Below are 19,914 nucleotides of genomic sequence, written 5' to 3'. Positions count from 1 at the left end.
ATTGAATCCGCGAGGTGGTGGGGGACTAACTAAACGTTTCCCCCGCCGCACCCTCTATCTCAAAAACGGGCAAAATGCGTGGATACTGGTTTGCCCACTCCTGGTACTGCTTGTAGACAGGTGCATGCCGGCAGCACAGGGCAAACTTCTCGTCACGCTCTGCGCCTTCCAACAGTCGTGTTTTCACATTGTAATTCTTGCGTTTGTAGCGCATCGCCGCATTTGGGGTGGCGCGAAGATTATGCGCCCAGTGGGGGTCCCTGCTGGTCCCACCGCGCGAACCCACGACCAGCAGCTTGCCATCGCCAGTGGGAAAGGCCGGCAACACCGTGGAGCGCGACAAACCCGATTTGCGGCCTAGCGAGGTGAGGATGCAGGGATTGTTATAGCCGGATTTGTCATCTTTTGTGAAGATCCAGATGATTGGTGAGAAAGCGAACCATCGGACGCAGAACACATCAAAGACACGGCCGAACTCCGAGCCGCCGAACCATCTGATGAATTGCTGAACTGGCGACACCTTCATTGCAGATTTCCCTCTCGCCCGGCTGTCAATCGTTATGTGTGGTTTGACGGTACTCGCGAGACAGCTCAAGTAGCCGGTCCTGCGGAATGCATCTGCCGGCGCCGGTCATGCACGTTTATCACCCAGCTTCAGCTTCCCCATCACTTCACTGAGTGACAGACCTTGAATCTCGACGACCTTCCTTTGCGCAACCTTGCCTGCAATTATAGTGACAGCGCTTCGAGGGACGCCCAGTTTTTTTGCTAATAGCGCCTCGACAGCCGCATTCGCTTTCCCATTCTCCGGGGGTGCCGACACTCTTATTTTAAGCATATCGCCGAGCCATCCTGACATTTCCGAGCGGGATGCTCCTGGCACTACTTTTATATTGAGTTTTGTAATCGCGCAAGAACCCCGTTTCGGAAGAACACAACCGAGCCCACATTATACGGAAAGCACCTCAGGATATTCTTACGGTTAAATCCCTCTCAACACAGCCACCCTCCGCTGTATAAGGTCGGTTGCCCCGATGACTGCTTAGGGTAAACTCAGTGGCCACGACTAAACGCAAATGCGAGTCGGCATGGATACACCGCCACAACTATATTGTGACAACTGCCACAGTGCCCTGCACGGTGCTTTTTGCCATGAATGTGGCCAGGAAAAGAAGAGCTATATCCGCAATGTCAGCGGCGTCATCACGGAGTTCTTTGGTGAATTCAGTAACTGGGATACCCGGGTCTGGCGAACACTGTTCCCCCTGTGGTTTCGCCCGGGCTTCCTCAGCCAGCGCTACGTGTCCGGCCACCGGGTACCCTACGTACCGCCGCTTCGTCTTTACCTGTTCACATCCATCATTGCCTTCCTGCTGTTTTCGCATCTCACCCCTTCCGATGTCGTAACCATCGAGAGGACGCCCGATGCACCGGCGCTGGAAGTGAATGAACAGCTGCAAAACCTGTTGGACAACCCGCAGCCAGTGGTCACGCGGTTTTTCCGCCTCGCCCCCCAGATGATGTTTGTTCTGCTGCCCACCTTTGCACTGATACTGAAACTGCTCTACCTGCGCTCGCACCGCTACTACACGGAACACCTGATTCTGGCGCTGCACAACCACAGTTTCATTCTGCAGATGCTCGCATTTTACCTGGGAGTGACTGCAGTGGAGCGGATGCTGGGCACACACTGGCTGGCGGCCGCCCTGTCCTGGCTGGACACGCTGATTATGTGCTGGATTCCAACCTATCTGCTGCTGAGCCAGAAGCGCTTCTACCAACAACGCTGGGGCAAGACGCTGCTGAAATTCTGCCTCACCGCTTCGATCTACAGCGTACTGCTGTTGGCAGCTGGCTCAGGCCTGATCCTGTTCAGCGTTCTATCCCCCTAGCGGGCAAGGCCAGAGAAGCAAATACCAACCCTGGAGCTGCGCCACCGCGCGAGGTCTGGATATCACTTCGGCGCGTAACGGGCCTCGAAGGCAGGCGGGTCCTGATTGTAAAGCAACACGCAGGCCTGGCAGATACAGACTCGCCCCTTTGCTGCACCCGGCACCAGGTCCACCAGAGCCCTCGGGATACTGGCCGCAGCACACCAGCAGGGCTGCGTGCTGTTCACGCCGCAGGCATTCGTGCCGCCGCAAAAGGGGCAACTGTCCTCACAGAAACGGGTAAGCATTATATCCTCCGCAAACTGTTCGCGACTCAACGCCGGTTGCATCAGTGTAAGTCACCGCTGCGCCACCTGCGCAAGCTCACTTCGGGTGAGCGGCCTCGTGGTACCGGCTTGCAACTCGCCCAGCCTCACAGGCCCTATCGACACACGGTGTAACGACAGGACCTTGTTACCAAAATGGCCGAACATGCGTTTCACCTGATGGTACTTGCCCTCAACCAGCGACAGCCTGCAAGTCCGGGCAGAGCGTATTTCCAGTTGCGCGGGCAGTGTAGTCATTCCCTCATACGCGAAGTAAATACCGGCCCGAAACGCCGCCACATACTCCTCGCTCAGGGGCCTGGTAACACTGACTTCGTAGACTTTCGGCAGTTTCGTTTCCGGTGCACTCAGCCTGCGCGACCAGGCACCGTCGTTCGTCAACAGAACCAGCCCTGTCGTATTGAAGTCCAGACGCCCTGCAAGGTGCAGCTCATGTTTCCTGGGGTGGCGGACGAGATCCAGCACCGTGGGGTGCTTACCGTCCTTGGTAGCGCTGACCACACCAGCAGGCTTGTGCAGCGCAAGGTATACCGGCTGCGCGTCGCTCAGGACGATTCCGTCCAGCACAACCCGGGTGAACCGGGTAACCGGCTGTCGGATGCAGTGCGCAGGGATGCCGTCCAGCAGGATTTTGCGCTGCGCAATCAGCAGGCGCACCTCCCCCATGGAAAAACCGCTGTTCTGGGATATGAACCGGTCAAGCCGGGTGGTTGAGCGCTTCATGCTGGATCGGTGCTACCGACGCCCTTCGGTTCGGACTACGGTCGCATTCTGTCGGGGCCCACGAGCAGTGCGCTGATTTGCCCGTTTACCCTGAAACTCTGGATGAGCAAATATAGGCTGAGGAACAGGGCGCCTCCAAAAAACGCGGCAACCCCCAGGCACAGCCCGGCGACGGAGAAACCGTGGCGCCAGGACACCCAGAGCGCCGACAGCGTGAGCATGAACATGAAATCCAGATTGAACTGCCCGGCCCAGCCCATGCGGGCCATATCACCGAAGAAGACGCTGAGCAGGCCGAAGCCATGCTCGCCTATCACGATTCCGGTATACGCCGTCAAAACGATAAACACTGCAACCAGCAACACTCTCAAAGCTGTCATCACGTTCTCCTGCCAAAAGCCTGTAGCCGCATCATCGCGCCCAGCCGGCCGCTGCCTTCCTGTGCGCAGCCAATGACGCTATCACAGGCTGTGCCGTTTTTTCAGCCGCTGCATCTCACTGAGAATACTGACGAGCCTGTAAGCACCCCAGACCATGACGGCCCCGCCCGCCCCAAGGAGCAGGTTGACGACACCCGGTTCATTGAGCAGGGGGTGAAAAGCTGCTCCTTTCGCCGCGAACTTCCCATACAGCCCCAGCCCGAAGAGAAGGGTGCCGGGAGCCTCAATGATCTGCACTTTGCGCAGTTGCCTGTTTAACGCCTCGAGTTGTTCCTGGGGTTGTTGCTGCACGTTCACCTCCCGGCTTCTGGTAGACAGGTCACGTGACCTGCGGTCATCGTGCAAAGACCGCTTACTTACAAACAGCTTTATAACAAATTCTGCTAACACAATCGCCAAGCGTTTCTTTCCCGCCCGCGCAGAGGCGACTACTATCTGCAAACTTCTTCGGAGACAACATCATGGTATGGCAGGGCTGGCTTTCACTGGGTTTGGTGGGGGTGGTGCTCGCCCTGCTGATTGCCACGCGACTGCGCCCCCATGTGGTCATGCTGGGTGCGCTCACCGTGCTGGTGACAACCGGCGTACTCAGTGCGGGGCAGGCACTCGCGGGGTTTGCCAATGAAGGGCTGGCCACCGTGGCCGCAATGTTCGTTGTCGCGGGTGGCATTCAGGCTTCCGGCGGTGCAGAGCTGATTGTGCAGCGCCTGCTGGGCCGGCCCACCACCGCGCGCGGCGCCATGCTGCGCCTGTTTGCGCCGGTGGCGCTACTCAGTGCCTTTCTCAACAACACGCCTATCGTGGCCACCATGATTCCGGCCGTGAACAGCTGGGCACGGCGCATCAATGTCGCGCCCTCCAAGCTGATGATTCCGCTCAGCTACGCCGCGATTCTCGGTGGCACGCTGACACTGGTGGGCACCAGCACCAACCTCGTGGTGAACGGCCAGTATCGCAGCCTGACCGGCGCTGAAGGGTTCTCCCTGTTCGCCATCACCGCGGTGGGGCTGCCGGTGGCCCTGGCAGGTGCCGCCTTCATGTGGCTGTTCTTTGCCCGCTGGCTGCCGGAACAGCGGGACAACGCGCCCTTCGCCAACCTGCGCGAGTTCACACTGGAGGTCGCGGTGGCCCCGGGCGGCCCACTGATCGGCAAAACCGTGGAGCAGGCCGGCCTGCGGCATCTGGTGCGCGTGTACCTGGTGGAGATCGAACGCGAAGAGCAGGTCATTTCGCCCGTCGGCCCTGATGAGACATTATACGGCGGCGACCGACTGGTATTCGCAGGCGATACCGATGCGATTGCAGACCTGCTGCGCATCAACGGAGTGGTGCCCTCTACGCAGGTCACTGCCGAGGCCGCACCACCCAGGGACCGGGCCGAGCGGCGCCTGGTGGAGGTGGTCGTGTCGCCGCACTGCGCCGCGGTGGGCCAGGCCATACGTGACGCACAGTTTCGCGACCGCTACGGCGCAGCTGTGCTGGCAGTCGCCCGCAACGGGGAACGGGTGCGCGGCAACCTCGGCAGCACGGAACTGGCAGCAGGCGACACTCTGCTGCTGGAAGCGGGCCCAGACTTTGTCACCCGACAACGCCACAGCCGCGACTTTCTGCTGGTCAACGACCTCGCCACCGAACCACCGCGGCATGATCGCCTGTATCTGGCGTGGTGCATTCTCCTGGGCGTTGTACTGGCGGCTGGCACGGGCCTGTTGAGCATGCTGAATGCCGCTTTGATCGGCGCGCTGCTCATGCTGCTGGCGGGCTGCTGCTCGCTGGAACAGGCAGAGCGCAGTCTGGATCTCACGGTGTTGCTCACCATCGGCGCATCGTTCGCGCTGGGCGCAGCACTGGAGCAGTCCGGCGCCGCGCTGTTCCTGGCGCAGGGCCTGATCAGCCTGGGGGCTGACAGACCCTGGCTGCTACTGGTGCTCACCTACTTCACTGTGTCGTTGCTGACAGAAGTCATCACCAACAACGCGGCGGCCATTCTCATGTTACCCATTGCGCTCAGCGTAGCCGCCAACAGCGGCCTGGACCCGGTGCCCTTCGTACTGGCCATCATGATGGCTGCCTCGGCCAGTTTTGCCACGCCGCTGGGCTACCAGACCAACCTGATGGTCTACGGTCCGGGCGGCTACCGGTTTACAGATTTTCTCCGAGTGGGTTTGCCAATGAACCTGTTTATCGGTGCCGTCACCCTGGGGGTACTGTTGCTCGGCTGGCCGCTGCTGCCGCCCACAGAGTAACCTGCTGCGCGGTGGCCGCAGTGCATTGCATCGCGCAGGGCGAGCGGGGAGAATGCAGGGATACGCGCGCGCAGCTGCGCTGTGCGTACTTGGGGGCGCGAATGCCATGAACCAGCAGCAGGCAGACATCGTGATCGTGGGAGGCGGCGGAGCCGGCCTGCGCGCGGCCATCGCCGCGGCCGAGAGCAACCCCGGCCTCGACATCCTGTTGCTGTCCAAGGTGTACCCGATGCGCAGCCACACGGTGGCGGCAGAGGGCGGCTGTGCCGGCGTCATTCAGGCGCACGACAGCCTCGACGCCCACTTCGACGACACCGTGGCCGGGGGCGACTGGCTCTGCGACCAGGATGTGGTGGACTATTTCGTGCGCCATGCGACGGAGGAGAACCTGCGTCTGGAACACTGGGGCTGCCCCTGGAGCCGCAAGCCGGACGGCAGCATCAATGTGCGCGCCTTCGGCGGCATGCAGATAGAGCGCACCTGGTTCGCCGCCGACAAGACCGGCTTCCATATTCTGCACACGCTGTTCCAGACATCGCTCAAGTACCCCGGAATTCGTCGCTGTGACGAGTACTTCTGCACCGACCTGCTGGTGGAGGATGGCCACTGCGCGGGCCTGCTCGCCATCGACATGCGCAGCGGAGAGCAGACCCTGATTGCGGCCTCCGCTGTTATTCTCGCTACCGGCGGTGCTGCCCGCGTGTATCGCTACAACACCAACGGCGGCATCGTCACCGGCGACGGTATGGCGCTGGCCTACCGCCAGGGCGTACCCCTGCGCGACATGGAGTTCGTGCAGTACCATCCCACCGGCCTGCCCGGCTCGGGGATCCTGATTACCGAGGCAGCACGCGGCGAAGGGGGTGTGCTCACCAACCGCGAGGGCTATCGCTACCTGCAGGACTACGGCCTGGGCCCGGAAACGCCGCCGGGCCAGCCGCAGAACAAGCAGATGGAGCTGGGGCCGCGGGACCGGCTCAGCCAGGCGTTCTGGCACGAAGAGCAGGCGGGCCGCACAGTGGCCACGGAGCGGGGCGCAGCGGTGCACCTCGACTTGCGGCACCTCGGTGAACAGCACATCCAGGAACGCCTGCCCTTCATCCGCGACCTCGCGCGCACCTATATCAACGTGGACGCCGTGCACGAACCCATTCCCGTGCGCCCCACGGCCCACTACACCATGGGCGGCATTCAGACCGACCGACACACCGCCACCTGCCTACCGGGGCTGTATGCGGTAGGCGAGTGCGCCAGCGTAGGACTGCACGGCGCCAACCGACTGGGCTCCAATTCGCTGGCCGAACTGAGCGTTTTTGGCCGTCTGGCGGGGGAGCAGGCGGCAGAGCGCGCAGCACAGGGGTTGGCGGTGGACCCGCAACGTCTACGGCCACAGGCTGAGGCACAGGCCGCCGAGCGGGAAGCGTTGCGTAGGGCAAACGGCCCGGAACGCCTCGCCGTCCTGCGCGATGAAATGGCCGGCGCCATGGAGGCGGGCATCGGCATTTTCCGCGTGCCGGCACAAATGACCGCGACCGTCGAGAAGATTGCCGAGCTCAAGGCGCGCTACCAGCAGCTGGGGCTCAAGGATGGCAGCCACGCCTTCAACACGGAATGGCTGCAGGCGATCGAGCTGGGCTTTCTGCTCGATGTCGCCGAAGCGATGAGCCACGCCGCGCTGGCGCGGCAGGAGTCCCGCGGCAGCCACCAGCGCCCGGAGGATTTCCCGGCGCGCAACGATGCGCTTTTCCTCAGGCACAGCCTGGCCAGGCAACAGCAGGGAGGCGCCACCGAGGTCAGCTGGCAGGACGTGGTCATCACCCGCTCCGCGCCGGGCGAGCGGCACTACGGTGGCAAGGCGACCGGGGAGGCAGGCAGGTGAGCGACACTATCGAGTTGGCGGTCACCCGCTACCGCCCCGAGCAGGACACGCAGCCCTGGGAGCAGCGCTATACCGTGCCCTGTAGCGACGACATGTCCGTACTCGACGCCCTCAACTACATCAAGGACGCACTGGACCCGTCCCTGAGCCACCGCTGGTCCTGCCGCATGGCCATCTGCGGCAGCTGCGGCGTGATGGTAAACGGCGAGCCGAAGCTGTCCTGCAAGACCTTCCTGCGCGATTACCGCGAAGCCGGTGTGCTGGAGGTCCGGGCGCTGGACAACCTGCCGGTAGAGCGCGATCTCGTGGCGGACATCAGCGGCGTGGTCGAGCATATCGAGGCGGTGAAACCCTGGTTGATACGCCACAGCGAGCCCCCCGTCGACACAGCACACTCACAGACGCCGGCGCAGATGGCGCGCTACCACGCCTTCAGCCAATGCATCAATTGCGCGCTGTGCTACGCCGCATGCCCGCAGTTCGGTCGCAACCCGGCGTTCCTCGGCCCCGCCGCCCTCACCCTCGCCCAACGCTACAACCTGGATTCCCGCGATGAAGGCAGCAGCGAGCGCATGCCCTGGCTGAATGCGGAGGAGGGTGTGTGGAGCTGCACCTTCGTCGGCTACTGCTCGGAGGTCTGCCCCAAGGATGTGGACCCGGCCTCGGCAATCAACCGCGGCAAGGTGGCATCGGACATCAACTACGGGGTCAACCTGTTCCGCCTGCTGCGAGGCAAGGGCGATGCGTAAACCCTGGCAGCCACAACAACCCCGCAACTGGTGGCTGCGCAACCCGGCCTACCGCCGCTACATGCTGCGGGAAGCCACCGCGCTGCCCCTGCTGCTGTACACCCTGCTGCTGCTCGCCGGGATAGTCCAGTTCAGCCGTGGCGAGGCCGCTTTCGCCACCTGGCTCAGCTGGCTGCAAACGCCGGCAGGGCTGCTGCTGCAGGGTATCGCGCTGGCGGCGGCCCTGTTGCACGCGGTGACCTGGGTCGCACTGGTGCCAAAGATTCTGGTCATCGACAGCGACCGCCTGCGCATTGATCCGCGGCATGTGTTGCGTGCCCACCAGCTCGGCGCGCTGGCCGGCAACCTGGGGCTGATAGTCGCCACACTCTGGCTGCTGTGGCCGACAGGGGGCGCCTGACCATGCGCCGCTCCCACGAGCCCATCAGCTGGTCCCTGTTCGGCGCCGGCGGCATGCTGCTGGCGTTTATCGGCCCGGGGCTGATTGTGAGCACACTGCTGCTGGCCTGGCTGGTGCAGGACCCACAGGCGCTCTATGCCACACTGCACAGCGGCCTGCAGCACCCGCTGGTGAGGCTGGCCACGCTGGCCGTGATAGCACTGCCGCTGTACCACACCGCACACCGTCTGTATCACGGCCTGCACGACCTGCATATCACGGGGCCAACCTGGCTGCTGGGAGGAGTTTTCTACGGTGGGGCGACGGCACTCAGCGCCCTGTGTGCCTTCTGGCTGTTCACGCTGTAATCCAGCGCCGCTAGAGACGCACCTCGATGCCGCACTCGGCCATGTAGGCCTTGGCTTCGGGCACGGTGTATTCCGCAAAGTGGAAAATGCTGGCGGCCAGCACGGCATCGGCACCGCCCAGCAGAATGCCATCGACAAGGTGTTGCAGGTTGCCCACACCACCGGAGGCAATCACGGGAATATCCACAGCATCGGTAATCGCGCGGGTGACACCCAGCTCAAATCCGTTTTTGGTGCCGTCGCGGTCCATGCTGGTGAGCAGGATTTCCCCGGCTCCCAGCTCCGCCATCCTCACCGCCCAGGCGACCGCATCGATACCGGTGGGTTTGCGCCCGCCGTGGGTGAAGATTTCCCAGCGCGGCTGGCCGTCCACATCGGCCACGCGCTTGGCGTCGATCGCCACCACGATGCACTGGGCACCGAAGCGCTGCGAGGCCTGGCGCACGAGTTCCGGGTTGTGGATTGCGGCCGTATTGATGCTGACCTTGTCGGCGCCGGCATTGAGCATGGTGCGGATGTCGTCGACAGAGCGGATGCCGCCCCCCACCGTGAGCGGAATAAACACCTGCTCGGCAATCTGCTCCACGGTGTGGACCGTGGTCTCGCGGCCCTCGTGGCTGGCGGTAATGTCCAGGAAGGTGATTTCGTCAGCGCCCTGCTCGTTGTAGCGGCGGGCGATTTCCACCGGGTCACCCGCGTCGCGGATACCGACGAAATTGACCCCCTTGACCACGCGCCCGTTGTCGACGTCGAGGCAGGGGATGATGCGTTTGGCCAGGCCCATCGCTCAGGCCGCCGTGTCACACAGGCGTTGCGCTTCGGCCACGTCCAGCGTGCCCTCGTAGATGGCCCGGCCGGTGATGGCACCGCAGATGCCTTCATGTGCCACAGCCTGCAGGGCCCGAATATCCTCCAGGTTGGTGATGCCGCCGGAAGCGATGACCGGAATGCGTGAGGCCCGGGCCATGCCCAGTGTGGCTTCCACGTTCACACCCTGCATCATGCCATCGCGGGCAATGTCGGTGTAGACAATGGCGGACACGCCATCGGCCTCGAACTGTCTGGCGAGGTCCGTGGCCAGTACCGTGGACACCTCTGCCCAGCCGTCGGTCGCTACCAGCCCATCCCGGGCGTCCAGGCCGACGATGATCTTGCCCGGAAACGCGCGGCAGGCCTCGGCGACAAAGGCCGGCTCCTTCACCGCTTTGGTGCCGATGATCACATAGCTGACACCGGCCCGCACATAGTGCTCGATGGTCTCCAGGCTGCGAATGCCACCACCGATCTGGATCGGCAGCTCGGGCCAGGCGGCGGCAATGGCCGTCACCACCTCGCCGTTAACCGGCTCCCCGGCAAAGGCGCCGTTCAGGTCCACCAGATGGAGGCGCCGACAGCCCGCGTCCACCCAGCGCCGGGCGACGGCCAGCGGGTCATCAGAGAACACCGTGCTGTCCTCCATCAGGCCCTGGCGCAGGCGCACGCACTGGCCGTCTTTCAAATCGATAGCGGGAATGATCAGCATGAGGGTGTCCAATGGATGAAGTTGCGCAGCAGCTGTAATCCGGCGGTGTGGCTCTTCTCCGGGTGAAACTGGGTGGCAAAGAGATTGTCCCGGGCCAGCGCCGCATCGGCACACACGCCGTAGTCAACGCTGCCCGCGACCAGCGAGCGGTCGGCAGCGGTGACGTAATAACTGTGCACGAAATAGAAACGGGTGGCATCCGGAATGCCGCTCCAAAGTGGGTGCTCACTTACTCTGCGAACCTCACTCCAGCCCATGTGCGGCACTTTCAGGCGCTGCCCTTCGACGTCGTGCAGCGGCTGGCCAAAGTGGCGCACGGTGCCCGGAATCACGTTCAGGCAGTCCACACCGCCGTTCTCTTCCGAGTGGCTCATCAGCGCCTGCATGCCCACACAAATGGCCAGCACCGGCTTGTGTTGCTCGGTCAGGGCCACCTGCAGCAGCTCGTCGCAGCGCAGGCGGCGGATCTCCGCCATACAGTCGCGTATGGCGCCCACACCCGGGAAGACGACGCGGTCCGCCGCGCGGATCTGCTCAACATCGTGGGTCACCACCACGCGTTCAGCGCCGACATGCGCCAGCGCACTGGCCACCGAATGCAGGTTGCCCATGCCGTAGTCGATCACTGCCACTGAACCGCTCACGGGTGTTACAGCACACCCTTGGTGGAGGGCATCATGCCGGCCATGGCCGGGTCCGCCGAGAGCGCCATGCGCAGCGCGCGGCCGAAGGCCTTGAACACCGTTTCGATCTGGTGGTGGGTGTTCTCACCGCGCAGATTGTCGATATGCAGCGTGACTTGGGCGTGGTTGACGAAGCCGTGGAAAAATTCCTGGAACAGGTCCACGTCAAAGCCGCCCACGGAGGCGCGGGTAAACGGAATGTGATACACCAGTCCCGGCCGGCCGGAGAAGTCCACCACCACGCGGGACAGCGCTTCATCCAGCGGCACATAGCTGTGGCCGTAACGCACAATGCCTTTCTTGTCGCCCACCGCCTTGGCGAAAGCCTGGCCGAGGGTGATACCGATGTCCTCCACCGTGTGGTGGTCGTCGATGTGCAGATCGCCCCTGGCATGGATGTCGAGATCGATCAGGCCGTGGCGCGCAATCTGGTCCAGCATGTGCTCGAGGAAGGGGATACCGGTGTCAAATTTCGCCTGACCGGAACCGTCGAGATTCACCGTGGCGGTGATCTGCGTTTCCAGCGTGTTGCGAGTCACACTCGCCTTGCGCTCAGACATGCTATTCTCCAGAACCTGCACTGGCGGATGGGAACCGGGGCCAGGCCCGGAAAAGCGCGCCATTATAGAAGAAAGCCGGGCCGAATTCACCGTCGGATGTGCCGCGGCAGCGTTGGCCACAGGCGGGCATCCCGGGCAGCGGGTAAACTGTGGCGAGGCCCGCCGCGTACCAACTGATGAACAGTCGCGGCAGCACACGAAACACGCAAACACCACAAGCCGCCATCGAACAAGGACTCCACACCCATGCACGCCACCCTGCCGCTGCTGGAAGCGACCGATTTCCCCGCCCTCAGGCGGGCTGCGCTGCAGACCCTGCAGGTCAACCTCGGTTACCTGTGCAACCAGAGCTGTGTGCACTGCCATGTCAACGCCGGCCCCACCCGCACCGAGATGATGAGCGACAACCTCATCGACCTCATACCCCGGGTATTGCAGGCACGCGGCGTGTCGCTGCTCGACCTCACGGGCGGCGCCCCGGAAATGCACCCGCGCTTCCGCGACCTGGTGACCGCGGCCACCGCCCAGGGTGTGAGGGTGATGGATCGCTGCAACCTCACCATCCTGCGCGAACCCGGTTATGAAGACATGGCGGAGTTTCTCGCCCGGCACCGGGTGGAAATCGTGGCCTCCATGCCCTGCTATTCGCCGGCCAACGTCGACCAGCAGCGCGGCAACGGCGTGTTCGACAAGAGCATCGCCGCCCTGCAGTCACTCAACGCCCTGGGCTATGGGCAACCGGGCAGTGGTCTGCTGCTGAACCTGGTCTATAACCCGTTGGGCCCCACCCTGCCGCCCAACCAGCAGGCGCTGGAGGCAGACTACAAGCGGGAACTGCGCGCGCATTTCGGTATCGAATTCAACGCCCTGTTCACGCTGGCCAACATGCCCATCAAGCGTTTTGGCAGCACCCTGATTTCCAAGGGCCAGTTTGCCGCCTACATGCAGCTGCTGAAAGATGCCTATCAGCCCGGCAACCTCGAGGGTGTCATGTGCCGGTCGCTGGTGAGCGTGGACTGGCAGGGTTACCTGTACGACTGCGACTTCAACCAGCAGCTAGACCTGCCGCTGCCAGGCCACGAGGGCAGGCCGCAGCTCGCCAGCCTGCTGACGGGCGGACTGGATGGCCGCGAGATACGCACCGCCGACCACTGCTACGGTTGCACCGCCGGCCAGGGCAGCAGCTGCGGTGGCGCCCTGAACTGACCCAGGCCAGAACCGGGTGCCCGGTGCGGCTCCCCCAAGGAGAACCCTCGTGAGCCGTAAGCTCTTGATTGTTGTGGCCCTGCTGGGCCTGGTGCTGGGTTTCTTTGCCCTGGGCCTGCATAACTACCTCACCCTGGACCAGCTGAAAGCCAGCCAGGCACAGTTTGCCCAGCTGCTGGACGCGCATCCGGTCGCCGTACCCGCGGCCTACTTCGGCATTTACGTGCTGGTCACCGCACTGTCGCTACCCGGCGCGGCCATCATGACACTGGCTGGCGGCGCCCTGTTTGGTCTGGGCTTCGGCCTGCTGCTGGTGTCATTTGCCTCCAGCATCGGTGCCACCCTCGCGTTTCTGGTTGCGCGCTTCCTGCTGCGCGACAGCGTGCAGCAGCGCTTCGGCGAGCGCCTGAAGGCCATTGACCGCGGTATTGAGCGCGACGGCGCGTTCTACCTGTTCACCCTGCGGCTGGTGCCGATTTTTCCCTTTTTCGTCATCAACCTGCTGATGGGCCTGACCCGTTTACGCACCTGGACATTCTACTGGGTCAGCCAGGTGGGCATGCTGGCAGGCACCGCGGTCTACGTGAACGCCGGCACGCAGCTGGCCGCCGTTGAGCGTCTTGGCGACATCCTGTCGCCGGCGCTGCTGCTCTCGTTTGTACTGCTCGGCCTGTTTCCGTGGATCGCCAAACTGCTGGTCGCCGCCGTACAGCGCCGCCGCGTGTATAAGCGCTGGCAGCGACCGGCACGCTTCGACCGCAACCTGGTGGTGATTGGCGCCGGCGCCGGCGGCCTGGTGTCGGCCTATATCGCCGCGGCAGTAAAAGCCAGGGTCACCCTGGTGGAAGCGCACAAAATGGGCGGCGACTGCCTGAACTACGGCTGCGTGCCCAGCAAGGCCCTGATCAAGAGTGCCAAGGTGGCACAGCAGATGCGCCACGCCGGTGACTACGGCTTGACCGCCAGCGAGCCGCAGTTCAGTTTTCGCGAGGTGATGGCGCGGGTGCATCGCATCATCGCCGAGATCGAGCCCCACGACAGCGTCGAGCGCTACACCGGTCTGGGGGTTGAAGTGCTGCAGGGTTACGCCAGGATTATCGATCCCTGGACAGTGGACATCGCCCTCAACGACGGCGGCACACAACGCCTGACCACGCGCTCGATTGTCATCGCCGCCGGCGCTGCACCACTGGTGCCCGACCTGCCTGGGCTGGAGGATACCGGTTACGTCACCAGCGATACGCTGTGGGAGCGCTTTGCCGAGCTGGATGCGCTGCCGCAGCGACTGGTGGTGCTGGGCGGAGGCCCCATCGGCTCCGAGCTCGCCCAGGCCTTCGCCCGGCTGGGGGCCAGGGTCACGCAGGTCGAGCGCGGGCCGCGCATCCTGCCGAAGGAAGACCACGAGGTAGCCGCGCTGGCGCGCGACGCACTGGCCGCGGACGGCGTTGAGATACTCACCGGGCACACGGCACTGCGCTGCGAACAGGTCGCCGGCGAGAAACACCTGATCGTGGAGCACCAGGGTGGTGAACGCGCCATCCCCTTCGACCAGCTGCTGGTCTCAGTGGGTCGCCGGGCGCGACTCACGGGCTACGGCCTGGAAGAGCTCGGTATTCCCAGCAACCGCACCGTCACCACCAACGAGTACCTGGAGACTCTGTACCCGAACATCTATGCCGCCGGCGACGTCGCGGGCCCCTACCAGTTCACCCATACCGCGTCGCACATGGCCTGGTACGCCGCGGTCAATGCACTGTTCGGGCAGTTCAAGCGCTTCAAGGTGGACTATTCGGTGATTCCCTGGACCACGTTCATCGACCCCGAGGTCGCGCGTGTCGGCCTCAGTGAGCAGGAGGCCATCGACCGCGGCATACCGCACGAGGTAACCCGCTTCGAACTCGCCGAGCTGGACCGGGCCATCGCCGACAGCGCGACCCGCGGGTTCGTCAAGGTGCTCACCGTGCCCGGCCGCGACCGCATTCTGGGCGCGACCATTGTCGGCACCCAGGGCGGCGACCTGCTGGCGGAATTCGTGCTGGCGATGCGCCACGGCCTGGGGCTGAACAAGATTCTCGGCACCATCCACACCTACCCGACGCTCGCAGAGGCCAACAAATACGCCGCCGGTGCCTGGAAGAAGGCTCACGCACCCGAACGCCTACTGCGCTGGGTGGCGCGCTACCATCAGTGGCGGCGCGGCGGCAGCGCGTAAGCGCCCTCACGCTGCCTACCGTAGCGCGGGTTCCGACAGATAGCGCTGCAGAAACGCATCTGCTGCGGGCAGGGCGCTGCCCGCGGTCAGAAACGTGAGGATGTGGCCCCGGGCTGCGAGCCGCTCCAGTTCCACCGCCACGCCCTGCGCCCGCAGGGCCTGAGCGAACTCCTCAGCGTGGTCGATGGGCACCAGCGTGTCGCGGGTACCGTGAAACAGGTAGAAGGGGGGCGCATCGTCGTGCACCCGCGTGACCGGTGAAGCTGCGGCAAAGGTTTCGGGAATTTCCGTCAGGCGTCCGCCAAGAAACTGGGGCACCAGCTTGCCACCCGGGAACTTGCGCAGGTCCATCGGCGAGCCACCGGCGATGACCGCGGCGGGACGCGTCTGTGCTCCGCCCCAGGGCCTGTCCAGCTCATCGCCAGTGCCCGCCGCCAGCGCCATCAGGCTCAGCAGGTGAGCACCCGCGGAATAGCCAAAGGCAGCAATGCGCTGAACATCCAGGTCCAGGCCGGGGGCTTCCCGGTGCAGCCAGTGCATCGCCTGCTGCAGGTCGTACACCTGGGCCGGATACTTTGCCTCCGGCGCAAACCGGTAGCTGGCGTTCAGCACCACATAACCCTGGCCCGCGTAGTAGCGTGCCAGCCGGTCCATATCATCGCGGCTGCGGCGCTCCCAGCCCCCACCGTGCACCAGCAACATGCCGGGGAACGGACCCTGCCCCTGGGGCAGATACAGGTCAGCCTCCAGCGGCTGGGGCCAGTCCTGGGGCGTGTACACCACGGTCCGGATGTCTGCGGCCGGCTGCTTCGGCCCGGGCACCACGCCGCATCCCGCCACCGTAAACGAGGCGGCGGCGACCACCGCGGCAAGCAGTAATTTCATGGCCTGTGACCCTTGCGTGAATACATCATGTCCAGTTTACGCAACAGGAAACGATTCGGCCCTGTGCGCGGGGTGCAGGGCAAACTGCAGTACACTGGGCCGATGCGCAAACACCCCACATTCGCCGACCAGGTTCTCGCCTGGTTTGACCAGCACGGCCGCAAGGACCTGCCCTGGCAGCACGATACCAGCCCCTACCGGGTGTGGGTGTCGGAAATCATGCTGCAGCAAACCCAGGTGCGCACGGTGATCCCCTACTACCAGCGCTTCATGCAGCGCTTCCCCGACGTGCAGGCCCTGGCAGAGGCGCCCATCGATGAAGTGCTGCACCTGTGGACCGGGCTCGGCTACTACGCCCGCGCCCGCAACCTGCACCGGGCCGCACAGCAGGTGTGCACAGAGCATGGCGGGGTGTTTCCACGCAGTCTGGAGGCCCTGCAGGGCCTGCCCGGCATCGGCCGTTCCACCGCTGGCGCCATCCTCGGCATCGCCTTCGGAGAGTGGGCCGCCATTCTCGACGGCAACGTGAAACGGGTGCTGGCGCGCTACCACGCCGTTGCCGGGTGGCCCGGGGATACCGCAGTGCATCGCCAGCTCTGGGCCTTCGCCGAGAAACATACACCGCAGGCGCGGGTTGCCGATTACACCCAGGCGATGATGGACCTGGGTGCCACGCTCTGCACCCGTAGCCGACCTCGCTGCACGGAGTGCCCGCTACAGGCGGGATGCAGCGCGCTGGCACAGGGTCGCCAGGCGGATTTCCCCGGCAAGAAACCGCGTAAAGCGCTGCCAGTGCGCAGCACCGTGTTCCTTGTGCTGCGGGATACACAGGGCCATGTACTGCTGCAGCAACGCCCCCCGAGCGGTATCTGGGGCGGGCTGTGGTGCTTCCCCGAACTGCCCTCATTGCAAGTTGCCCCCGACTGGTGCCTGGAGCAGCTTGGCCACGCCGCGCGCTCGCTGGAGTCTGGGGCTGCCTTCCGCCACACGTTCAGCCACTACCACCTGGATATCCAGCCGCTGTACGCGCAACTGGACGCGCAGCCCGAGGCCATCATGGATGCCGGTGACCGGCTCTGGTATAACGTGCAACAACCACCCGAAATCGGCCTGGCCGCACCCGTTGCCCGGTTGCTGGCGAGCCTCTAACCGCGGAGCAAGCACATGCCCAGAACCGTATTCTGCAAGCGCTACCAGCAGGACCTCGAAGGCCTGGACGCACCACCCTACCCCGGCCCCAAGGGGCAGGAGATCTTCGAGCATGTGTCGAAGAAGGCCTGGAGCGAATGGCAAGCGCAGCAGACGATGCTGATCAACGAAAAGCAGCTGAGCCTGATCGACCCCGCCACCCGCAAATACCTGCAGGAAGAGATGGACAAGTTTTTTGCTGGCGAAGAACACGACCGCGCGGAGGGCTATGTACCTCCGGCAGGCGAGTGATCAGGCGCGAGTCTCTATCACCTGCACCCAATGCCCTAACAAGGCGGTCTGCCCGAAAGCCAACTTGATGCAGACCAGCAGCGGTACGGCCAGCAATACCCCGACAAAGCCCCACAGCCAGCCCCAAACCAGAATCCAGACCAGGATGATGAGGGGGTTCAGGCGCATATTCCGTCCCAGTATCAGGGGCGTGATGACCTGCGCCTCCAGCAAATTGATACTGAAGTACACGAGGGCCGGCAGCAGGGCGTAGGCAACGAGACCGTATTGAACCACCCCGGCAAGGACCAGCAGCACAACGCCAATCAGGGGGCCAACATACGGCGCGAAGTTCAGCATACCCACCATCACGCCCCAGAGCAGCGGATCTTGCACACCAAATATCCAGAGCATGGTGCCAACAGAAAGCCCAAGGCAGGCATTGATCACGCTGACCGTGAGAATATATCGGGACAACTCTGTCTGGACAGTGCGCACAAGCTCCATTGATGCCCGCCTGTCGCTGAACACCGGCAAAAACTCCACAGCAGCAGCGAACAGGCGCGGGCCGAAAATCAACAGAAAAAGAATCATCAGTACCGTTGTCAGCAGCTGTGCGATCACCACCGGCGCAGCACTCAGCGTTGTCAACAGCAGCTCCAACCCGCCTTGCTTGAGCCGCTCGCTGACCCGCCCTTCGTTGCGGTCACTGCTTTCGCTGTCATCACTCTTTTCGTTGCCACCGTCGAACAAGCCAAAAAAGCTGAAACCTTTCTCCTCCTGCGCAGGTGGCTCCTCGGCCTGGGACGACAGTTTGTTTGTCAGGTCATCCACCTCGTCCGAGAGTTTGTCGGCCAACCGCGGTATGGCCTCTGCCCAGCGCTGCGCGGGCTCGGCGAGCTGGCTGCCCAGCAACGCCATCGGGCCACCAATGAGTGCAAGGATCAGCACCGCGGAAACCGAGCGAGGCACGAGGAATCGCTTCAGCGCGTTGACCAGGGGGCTCAACAGCAGGGCGAAAAATAGCGCCACGACAACGGGCATGAGCAGGCTTTTGGCAAAATAAATGGTGTAAAGAAGCGCCAGCGTTGCGAGCACCTGCAGCGACAGAAGGCTGGCAGAGCGACCCTCTGCGCTCATGTCGTGGCCGACTCTTTTGCCATGACTGCGGCGCGCCTGGACAGGAGCGGCCACAGCCTGAAGCCACGCACAAGCAGCGTGGATACCAGAGAACTTCCGGCACCTGCCGCCAACAGTCGCTCCGCAATGAACCCGGAAGCGAAGCCACCGACGACCAACCAGCCGGGGTGCGTCTCTCTCAGGTAGTCCACGCGAGCCTTACCAATGACCTGCAGCGATTGGCACCGGGCCACCAAGCGAGCCTCGACTGCCTGTAGCTCAGTGATTCTTTGCTTGCGACTCAGCGCCATTATCCGCTCCCATCATGGTCCGCAACTGGCGCCGGGTCACAGGCAACGCCAGCGTTCTCGCATAGCGCCGCGCGGCTGTCCACAGCCACCCTAGCGTCAACAGCTGTAACAAGGTGAAAACCGCAAGCCCGAGGGCTACCGATTGTGTCGATGCATAGGCCTGCCAGGCCAACAGCAGCGTCAGTCCCAGCCAAGCCAGAATGACCAGCGGCACGATTGCCAGCACGACGAGAATCAGGCGACCGGCATCACCCGCAGCGAGCTTGAGTTCCAACGCCACCAGGCGGGAGAACTGATTCCCCGCCTCGACAGCTTGCTCAAGAAATTTCTGCCAATTGCGCAATTCGGCTTCGACGCCCGTGCGCGTGCCCGCAGAGGATTCCTCCGGGTCTTCCGGGTCAGCCGCTGCCCTTGATCCGACCGGGTCATCGCGCTGCGGCTCGGCTGCCCCCGATGCGGGCCCTGTGGAAATTATGCTCAACTCCGCGACAACAGGCGGGACACCACTAAGCCCGCAAAAAATGCGATGCCGATCGTGGCCAGAGGTTTCTCGTGAACATAGCGCTCCATCTCACGCTCCAGCTCGTCGGCTTTGTGCTTGCCCTTAAGCAGCTGCTGCATGGCGTCTTCCTTAAGATCCATGCCTGCAGAACGTGCCGCCTGGCGGAAGTGTTCCTGAGCCTCCAGGAGGTTCTGGTAGGCCGCCAGCGCCGCTTCCTTGCCGGAATCAATCTCCTGCTGCGAGGGCTTTTGGTCTGTGGACTCTGCCATGGCGCATTCCTTTCGCGTTGTTAGCGTGTATTTCGTCGCTTCAGGATAGCCCATACAGCAACCAGCTGCATCCGCGCATCAGGATGAGCGCCGGCGCTTGACTCCCGGGCGGCGGGCGGGTTAAATACGCAACCTTCGCCTCCATGGCACACGCCCGGATAGCTCAGTTGGTAGAGCAGGGGATTGAAAATCCCCGTGTCGGCAGTTCGATTCTGTCTCCGGGC

General features: G+C 63.5%; 22 protein-coding genes and 1 tRNA gene. 11 read left to right on the top strand and 12 right to left on the bottom strand.

Features of this window, described 5'->3' with window-relative positions:
- Window positions 1-25: 25 nt before the first annotated feature.
- Complete coding sequence (locus tag AACZ17_RS14095) at window positions 26-526, bottom strand: nitroreductase family deazaflavin-dependent oxidoreductase (RefSeq protein WP_290741276.1); 501 nt, start codon at window positions 524-526, stop codon at window positions 26-28.
- Between the two features lie 562 nt (window positions 527-1,088).
- On the opposite strand from AACZ17_RS14095, the gene AACZ17_RS14090 reads away from it, so the two are divergent.
- A complete protein-coding gene (locus AACZ17_RS14090) occupies window positions 1,089-1,892 on the top strand; it encodes a DUF3667 domain-containing protein (protein ID WP_290741274.1) in 804 nt (267 codons plus the stop codon).
- 338 nt (window positions 1,893-2,230) lie between these two features.
- Here AACZ17_RS14090 and AACZ17_RS14085 read toward each other — a convergent pair whose 3' ends face one another.
- The 3 genes from AACZ17_RS14085 to AACZ17_RS14075 form a co-directional block, all read right to left on the bottom strand.
- A complete protein-coding gene (locus AACZ17_RS14085) occupies window positions 2,231-2,941 on the bottom strand; it encodes a pseudouridine synthase (RefSeq protein ID WP_290741272.1) in 711 nt (236 codons plus the stop codon).
- Between the two features lie 35 nt (window positions 2,942-2,976).
- The gene (locus tag AACZ17_RS14080) at window positions 2,977-3,321 is read right to left on the bottom strand and encodes a hypothetical protein (protein WP_290741270.1); all 345 of its coding nucleotides are present in this window, start codon (window positions 3,319-3,321) and stop codon (window positions 2,977-2,979) included.
- Window positions 3,322-3,402: 81 nt separating this feature from the next.
- The gene (locus tag AACZ17_RS14075; protein WP_290741268.1) at window positions 3,403-3,672 is read right to left on the bottom strand and encodes a hypothetical protein; all 270 of its coding nucleotides are present in this window, start codon (window positions 3,670-3,672) and stop codon (window positions 3,403-3,405) included.
- A gap of 170 nt (window positions 3,673-3,842) precedes the next feature.
- Here AACZ17_RS14075 and AACZ17_RS14070 point away from each other — a divergent pair, with 170 nt between their 5' ends.
- The 5 genes from AACZ17_RS14070 to frdD all read left to right on the top strand — a co-directional run bounded on the left by AACZ17_RS14070 (window position 3,843) and on the right by frdD (window position 9,002).
- Entirely contained in the window at window positions 3,843-5,627 is a 1,785-nt protein-coding gene (locus AACZ17_RS14070) for an SLC13 family permease (protein ID WP_290741266.1), read from the top strand.
- A 106-nt stretch (window positions 5,628-5,733) separates the two neighbouring features.
- Window positions 5,734-7,506: a fumarate reductase (quinol) flavoprotein subunit gene (frdA, locus tag AACZ17_RS14065; RefSeq protein WP_290741264.1), complete on the top strand. Its 1,773-nt coding sequence runs from the start codon at window positions 5,734-5,736 to the stop codon at window positions 7,504-7,506.
- The gene (locus AACZ17_RS14060) at window positions 7,503-8,255 is read left to right on the top strand and encodes a succinate dehydrogenase/fumarate reductase iron-sulfur subunit (RefSeq protein ID WP_290741262.1); all 753 of its coding nucleotides are present in this window, start codon (window positions 7,503-7,505) and stop codon (window positions 8,253-8,255) included. The genes frdA and AACZ17_RS14060 overlap by 4 nt, the downstream gene beginning before the upstream one ends.
- Window positions 8,248-8,655 (top strand): hypothetical protein, encoded by a 408-nt coding sequence (locus tag AACZ17_RS14055; RefSeq protein WP_290741260.1) that lies wholly within the window; start codon window positions 8,248-8,250, stop codon window positions 8,653-8,655. The genes AACZ17_RS14060 and AACZ17_RS14055 overlap by 8 nt, the downstream gene beginning before the upstream one ends.
- Window positions 8,656-8,657: 2 nt before the next feature.
- Window positions 8,658-9,002: a fumarate reductase subunit FrdD gene (gene frdD, locus AACZ17_RS14050; RefSeq protein WP_290741258.1), complete on the top strand. Its 345-nt coding sequence runs from the start codon at window positions 8,658-8,660 to the stop codon at window positions 9,000-9,002.
- Window positions 9,003-9,012: 10 nt separating this feature from the next.
- Here the strand turns inward: frdD and hisF are convergent, their stop codons facing one another.
- The 4 genes from hisF to hisB are packed head-to-tail and all read right to left on the bottom strand — an operon-like array spanning window position 9,013 to window position 11,767.
- Complete coding sequence (hisF, locus tag AACZ17_RS14045; RefSeq protein WP_290741256.1) at window positions 9,013-9,786, bottom strand: imidazole glycerol phosphate synthase subunit HisF; 774 nt, start codon at window positions 9,784-9,786, stop codon at window positions 9,013-9,015.
- A gap of 3 nt (window positions 9,787-9,789) precedes the next feature.
- Window positions 9,790-10,524 carry a 1-(5-phosphoribosyl)-5-[(5-phosphoribosylamino)methylideneamino]imidazole-4-carboxamide isomerase gene (gene hisA / locus AACZ17_RS14040; RefSeq protein ID WP_290741254.1) on the bottom strand — a complete coding sequence of 245 codons (735 nt, stop codon included), beginning with the start codon at window positions 10,522-10,524 and terminating at the stop codon, window positions 9,790-9,792.
- Entirely contained in the window at window positions 10,518-11,168 is a 651-nt protein-coding gene (hisH, locus tag AACZ17_RS14035) for an imidazole glycerol phosphate synthase subunit HisH (RefSeq protein ID WP_290741252.1), read from the bottom strand. The genes hisA and hisH overlap by 7 nt, the downstream gene beginning before the upstream one ends.
- A 5-nt stretch (window positions 11,169-11,173) precedes the next feature.
- On the bottom strand, window positions 11,174-11,767 hold the full coding sequence (hisB, locus tag AACZ17_RS14030; RefSeq protein ID WP_290741249.1) for an imidazoleglycerol-phosphate dehydratase HisB: 594 nt from the start codon (window positions 11,765-11,767) through the stop codon (window positions 11,174-11,176).
- Window positions 11,768-12,013: 246 nt separating this feature from the next.
- On the opposite strand from hisB, the gene arsS reads away from it, so the two are divergent.
- A complete protein-coding gene (gene arsS, locus AACZ17_RS14025; RefSeq protein WP_290741247.1) occupies window positions 12,014-12,973 on the top strand; it encodes an arsenosugar biosynthesis radical SAM (seleno)protein ArsS in 960 nt (319 codons plus the stop codon).
- A gap of 49 nt (window positions 12,974-13,022) precedes the next feature.
- Entirely contained in the window at window positions 13,023-15,185 is a 2,163-nt protein-coding gene (locus tag AACZ17_RS14020) for a bifunctional TVP38/TMEM64 family protein/FAD-dependent oxidoreductase (RefSeq protein WP_290741244.1), read from the top strand.
- Between the two features lie 15 nt (window positions 15,186-15,200).
- On the opposite strand, the gene AACZ17_RS14015 is transcribed toward AACZ17_RS14020, so the two are convergent.
- Window positions 15,201-16,070 carry an alpha/beta hydrolase gene (locus AACZ17_RS14015; RefSeq protein ID WP_290741242.1) on the bottom strand — a complete coding sequence of 290 codons (870 nt, stop codon included), beginning with the start codon at window positions 16,068-16,070 and terminating at the stop codon, window positions 15,201-15,203.
- 102 nt (window positions 16,071-16,172) lie between these two features.
- On the opposite strand from AACZ17_RS14015, the gene mutY reads away from it, so the two are divergent.
- Window positions 16,173-17,219, top strand: coding sequence for an A/G-specific adenine glycosylase (mutY, locus tag AACZ17_RS14010; RefSeq protein ID WP_290741487.1), 1,047 nt, complete (start codon window positions 16,173-16,175; stop codon window positions 17,217-17,219).
- 15 nt (window positions 17,220-17,234) lie between these two features.
- Entirely contained in the window at window positions 17,235-17,510 is a 276-nt protein-coding gene (locus AACZ17_RS14005; protein ID WP_290741239.1) for an oxidative damage protection protein, read from the top strand.
- On the opposite strand, the gene AACZ17_RS14000 is transcribed toward AACZ17_RS14005, so the two are convergent.
- The 3 genes from AACZ17_RS14000 to AACZ17_RS13990 all read right to left on the bottom strand — a co-directional run bounded on the left by AACZ17_RS14000 (window position 17,511) and on the right by AACZ17_RS13990 (window position 19,690).
- A complete protein-coding gene (locus AACZ17_RS14000) occupies window positions 17,511-18,629 on the bottom strand; it encodes an AI-2E family transporter (RefSeq protein WP_290741237.1) in 1,119 nt (372 codons plus the stop codon).
- 258 nt (window positions 18,630-18,887) lie between these two features.
- The gene (locus AACZ17_RS13995; RefSeq protein WP_290741231.1) at window positions 18,888-19,400 is read right to left on the bottom strand and encodes a hypothetical protein; all 513 of its coding nucleotides are present in this window, start codon (window positions 19,398-19,400) and stop codon (window positions 18,888-18,890) included.
- Complete coding sequence (locus tag AACZ17_RS13990) at window positions 19,397-19,690, bottom strand: DUF883 C-terminal domain-containing protein (protein WP_290741228.1); 294 nt, start codon at window positions 19,688-19,690, stop codon at window positions 19,397-19,399. Before AACZ17_RS13990 ends, AACZ17_RS13995 begins: the two co-directional genes overlap by 4 nt.
- A gap of 152 nt (window positions 19,691-19,842) precedes the next feature.
- Here AACZ17_RS13990 and AACZ17_RS13985 point away from each other — a divergent pair.
- A tRNA-Phe gene (locus AACZ17_RS13985) sits at window positions 19,843-19,914 on the top strand.

This window comes from uncultured Haliea sp. (assembly GCF_963973825.1).
Taxonomy (GTDB): Bacteria; Pseudomonadota; Gammaproteobacteria; order Pseudomonadales; family Halieaceae; genus Haliea.
The sequence above is the reverse complement of the archived record's forward strand: the minus strand, read 5'-3'. Positions and strand labels throughout refer to the sequence as shown.